Origin of the sequence: uncultured Vibrio sp. (assembly GCF_947488985.1) — a bacterium.
Lineage (GTDB): Bacteria > Pseudomonadota > Gammaproteobacteria > Enterobacterales > Vibrionaceae > Vibrio.
The window spans coordinates 1-4,142 of sequence record NZ_CANLBV010000162.1; the positions used below are offsets into that span (position 1 = coordinate 1).

Here is a 4,142-nt window from a genome sequence, read left to right on the forward strand (position 1 = left end):
TTACTTTTGGCAAAGCAAATTATAACTCTTTACCATGCTATTCAAAAAACACTCACGAAAGATCAACACGCCCTAGTGATATAGACGTTGTTGCTAAGATGGTTCAGTACCGAGGCAATGGATGTGGGTTGTTGTAGAGCTACTAATGGTAAGAATATGCCACTTTTCCATGTATAGGCTAATTCATGGATGACTAAATTAGTAATACCTGCGAAACAACCTATTCCGTGAATTATTTCTGCCCCTTTTCTACTTAGTGCAATTACTCAGTAATGATTTACGCTGCTGAGTTTTTCATACGTGAGTTATGGTAGGAACTGCGTATGAAAGTTGCACGTACGGTTTCTAGAGAGGCAGCACTTCGTCTACTCAACTAAAATTTTGCTTGTGCCGACTGTCTATTTAAATCATATGAGCGGCAATTGACTTACTTTTGGTATTGTCGGTAATATGTCTTTGGGTGTGAGTTACACAGGTACGAAGAGATGTAATGTTACCGGTTGAGTTGCCTACAATAAAACGAGCATCAGGATCTTTTGTGAAACTACGCTTTCACATTTTGAACATTAATGGAGATATAGTTTCATTATGAACTCACGTCGTAGAGCAGTGGTTTTTCCTAGACAGCAACGCATCCTCGATCAACTGGGTGAGAATATTAAGTTGGCGTTGAAGCGACGGCATATATCACAGGAGTTGTTACACCAACGAACGGGGGTATCAAAACCGACATTACGAAGGATTATCAGAGGTGGTTCAACAGTGTCTATTGGGCACTATATGATCGTTTTGTCAGTATTAGGCCTCGAAAATGACCTTGGTATGGTCGCCAGTGATCGTGTGCTTATTGGTAAACTTGAATCGATAGAGAAGCTTAAGAGTAATTCAAATACATGAAACATTGTTGTACTGTTGCCTTTAGGACCGCTATAGTTTTCAGCTACTACTTAGTCGTTATTTGGGACTGGCTAACATCTAAGTAATGATTAATCTTATCAGCAGCAGGAGTTCACAATGAAAGTTTATGGACAAAAAACGATAGAAGTCGTTGTTGATCGACATTGTGATATTTGTGGTGTTAGCGTGATGGTCGATTCAAATGGCGTTCAGTTAGAAGAGGTTGGTTAACTGACTGCCAACTGGGGATTTGGGTCAAAAATGGACGGTATTATTCACCACCTTGATATGTGTGAAAGTTGTTTTCAAGTTGCATTATCTGCTCTAAAGTAGCATTGTGATGTTCGATGTTGAGCAAGACATTCCCGATGAAAAATTTGGTCAACAACCTGTTGGCTAAAATCAGACTCGCTTGTTAGTGAAGCAAGCCGTTTCCCAATTGTGCAACAACCTGTTGCACAAATCAGTCAAAATCAAAAATGTCCCATTTCAATTCAGCCCTTTCACTCACGAGGTTCTTGAGTATCGACGTTTGCCCTAATTTAACTAATACCAGTTCAGATGTATCTGAGTGTAGGTGTAGACAATATGTCTAATGGCTAAATGGCTAAATGGCTAAATGGCTAAATGGCTAAAGGATAATTCAGTAGAGAAACAGAGATTATCTTTCTTCTGGAGAATTCAGGATAAGTTCGTTACATTATTTTTTCATTCGGTATAAGGATTCACTCGAGTATTTATGAAGTTTTGTGACGAAACGTTGGCCCCTCCAATACTGGCATATGCACACAATTATTCTCATGGTGATGTGGAACCACCCCATACTCATCTGTGCGCTCAGTTTTTACATGCTTTAAACGGTGTTATTCGAGTGGATACACAATCAGATTCGTGGGTTGTGACAACGAATCAAGGGCTATGGGTACCTGCTGGTATCTCACACAGTCTCAGAATTACGGGGGACGTTAGAGTTCGTACGCTTTTTGTTGACCCTATGGCTAGGGCAGACCTTCCCAATACTTGTGTGTTATCGAAAGTTTCGTCGTTACTGACCAGTTTAATTGTTGAGGCTGTATCTCTACCTGATATTCGGATAGCGGGAACGCGAGAAGAACGAATATTTGAACTGATACTTGATGAATTACGTTTGCTAAACCCCATTAATTTTTATCTCCCAAATCCAAGAACCGAAGCATTGGTCATGCTCTGCAAAAACGTATCTGAGCGTCTTTCACACCCATGGACATCTTTAGATGCTGCCAAGTATCTGGGCCAAAGTGAAAGAACTGTTTCTCGACGGTTTCAGCAAGAGCTAGGTCTAACGTTCACAGAATGGCTGCGTCAGAAGCGAGTACTACATGCGTCTGAACTTTTAGCCAGCGGGTGCAGTGTGTTAGATGCTGCATTAGCGATTGGATATGACAGCCCTAGCGCATTTAGCGCGATGTTTAAAAGTCGAACGGGGCTGTCTCCGAGGGAATACTGTCCGATGGTTAATCAATTAGAGCAGGGTTAAAGCGCTAAGTTAGTCTGTAGTAAATTAGAGTAGGCATTCAACAATGCTTGTAGAGACGCTTTTGTTGCATCTTCTTCAATTGCAACGCCAAAAAAGCTCACGTTAGAAATCGCAGACTGTAGCTGCACATAACAGGCCGCTTTGCTCTGGGTTCGAGAACCGAGAGTATGCTCGTGATAGTCAACGATATTCACCTGAAAACCATATTGTTCCATTAATCCCTTTAGCAACGCAGACATCAGACCATTCCCAGAACCAACACATTCTATCATTTTGTTGTTGTGATTAATTTTGGCTTCAATCTTTTGGCCAAGATCTGTTGTTTGGCTGTGATAACTCTGCAAGCTTATGGTCGGGTTACTCACTAGGCCATAAGACTGTCTAAATAGTTGCCATAATTCCGAAATGTGAATTTCACATCCCGATCTATCGGTATGACTTTTCACTTTTTTACTCAAATCGGCTTGGAGCATTTTAGGCAGTAACAACCCGTGGTTTTCTTGTAGTAACCATGCGGCACCACTCTTACCTGATTGACTATTTACACGAATCACTTCTTCATAGTTACACCCCAAATCCATAGGGTCTATCGGCAAATAAGGGACATCCCAGAAGGTCTTCAACTTAGAGCTATACGAAGAGAATCCTTTCTTAATGGCATCTTGGTGAGATCCCGAAAAGGCGGTGAAAACGAACCTTCCAGCATAAGGGTGACGAGGGTGAACAGGGATTTCGTTACACTGCTCGACGAGTTCAACCGATTGCCGAATGTCAGGAAAACGCAATTTAGGATCAATACCTTGTGAATAAAGGTTTAGCGCGAGTGTGACCAAGTCAACATTACCTGTACGTTCACCGTTACCAAATAAACAACCCTCTACCCGAGAAGCTCCTGCTAAGATGGCAAGTTCGGCACTGGCAACACCAGTGCCTCGATCATTATGAGGGTGAACACTGATAGTAAGGTGCTCTAATGAACTAAAATTATTTAAGAAGTGTTCAATCTGGTCTGCAAAAACGTTCGGAGTGTTACATTCAACAGTTGTTGGCAGGTTAATGACAAGCTGCCGTGTCTTACTTGGTTGCCACACGGACGCTACTGCTTCACAGATCTTAAGTGCAAACTCGGGTTCTGTAAAATTGAATGTCTCTGGTGAATACTCAAGAGTCCATTCAGTTTCAGGACGTTTTTCACACAAGGCTTTAATCTGTTTAGCCCCATTTACAGCAAGTTCTAGAGTAGACTTTTTATCCTGAGAAAAAACAATATCTCTAAAAGACGGAGCTGTAGCATTGTACAAATGGACGATGGCCTTAGACGCCCCTGTTAGAGAATCAATTGTTCGCTCAATCAAGTCCGATCTGGATTGCGTAATCACCTGAATAGTAACATCATCTGGAATCAACTCGTTCTTGATCAGACTTCGAACAAAGTCAAAATCCGTTTGCGATGCTGATGGAAATGCAACCTCAATCTCCTTGAATCCGCATTCAACTAAGTGGTTAAAGAACTTAAGTTTTTTATCCATATTCATTGGGTTAGATAAAGATTGGTTACCATCTCGTAAATCGGTTGAGCACCAACGAGGGGCTTTTTTTAATATCTTCGAAGGCCATGTTCTTTGTGGAAAGCTGATAACAGGAGCTGCTCGGTATCCCCCTCTGGCAGGATAGTTGTCACTGTTAAAATTTACCCAGCATGGGCGGTAATGAGTGAACCTTGTCTCGT

At 41.6% G+C, this 4,142-nt stretch carries 3 protein-coding genes; 2 read left to right on the top strand and 1 reads right to left on the bottom strand.

Features of this window, described 5'->3' with window-relative positions:
* Window positions 1–588 precede the first annotated feature (588 nt).
* Together Q1A70_RS19125 and Q1A70_RS19130 are read left to right on the top strand one after the other, a co-directional pair.
* Window positions 589–897 (top strand): helix-turn-helix transcriptional regulator, encoded by a 309-nt coding sequence (locus Q1A70_RS19125; RefSeq protein ID WP_299695445.1) that lies wholly within the window; start codon window positions 589–591, stop codon window positions 895–897.
* Window positions 898–1,636: 739 nt separating this feature from the next.
* A complete protein-coding gene (locus Q1A70_RS19130; RefSeq protein WP_299695443.1) occupies window positions 1,637–2,413 on the top strand; it encodes a helix-turn-helix transcriptional regulator in 777 nt (258 codons plus the stop codon).
* Here Q1A70_RS19130 and leuA read toward each other — a convergent pair.
* Complete coding sequence (gene leuA / locus Q1A70_RS19135; RefSeq protein WP_299695447.1) at window positions 2,410–4,050, bottom strand: 2-isopropylmalate synthase; 1,641 nt, start codon at window positions 4,048–4,050, stop codon at window positions 2,410–2,412. The genes Q1A70_RS19130 and leuA overlap by 4 nt on opposite strands.
* Between the last annotated feature and the right edge of the window lie 92 nt (window positions 4,051–4,142).